Here is a 701-nt window from a genome sequence, read left to right as displayed (position 1 = left end):
GTATCATCTGTAAGACCAATAATGCTACTTAAACCTTCTCTATTAGCTTCATTTAAACATTCTTTTAAGCCTTCAAGGAATTTCATAGCTGCATGAGCAACCATTCCATTCTCACCTTCGTTTGTAGCCATAGTTTTACCTTTAGCCGCATCAACTACTTTTTGAAGTTTTCCTAGAGCATCATCTATAGCTGCATTAGCATCTGCTAATGTTTTAAATTTAGAATTTGTATCTCCAGCTACAGCCCTTACTGCTGCGTTGGCGTTATTAACTAAATCATTATAAGTTGTTCCATTAGGATTAGCTGCACCAGCACCGGTAGCACCACCATTTGTATTACCAGCATTATTAGGAACTAAAGTAGCATTTAATGCACCTTGTACTTTAGCATGCACACCACTTAAATCTATTTCAGTTCCATTTTTAATTGCTGTTTGAATTGCAGTATCTTTTGCTTTATCATAACCATCTTTAGCAATTCTTGCATCTTGTTCGTAGTGAGCTGCTTGAACATCTTCAAATGTATTTTTACTATTTAAAATAGAGCCAGCTGCACCTGTAGGAGCGGTTGTAACATTACCACCACCACCTGCCCAAGCTGTAGCATCTGCTAAATCTACCAATACTTGTCCGTTAGCACCATCAGTATTTGTTGCTGCGCTAGTATACAACACATGCTTATCAGCATCAGTTCTACTTGA

Annotated in this window: 1 protein-coding gene; it reads right to left on the bottom strand. The window is 37.7% G+C overall.

The features are described 5' to 3' along the window. The coding region (locus AVBRAN12642_RS09755) for a hypothetical protein (RefSeq protein ID WP_336608321.1) at positions 1–701 on the bottom strand (701 nt) is incomplete at both ends.

This window comes from Campylobacter sp. RM12642 (genome assembly GCF_020137635.1).
Lineage (GTDB): Bacteria > Campylobacterota > Campylobacteria > Campylobacterales > Campylobacteraceae > Campylobacter_E.
The sequence above is the reverse complement of the archived record's forward strand: the minus strand, read 5'-3'. Positions and strand labels throughout refer to the sequence as shown.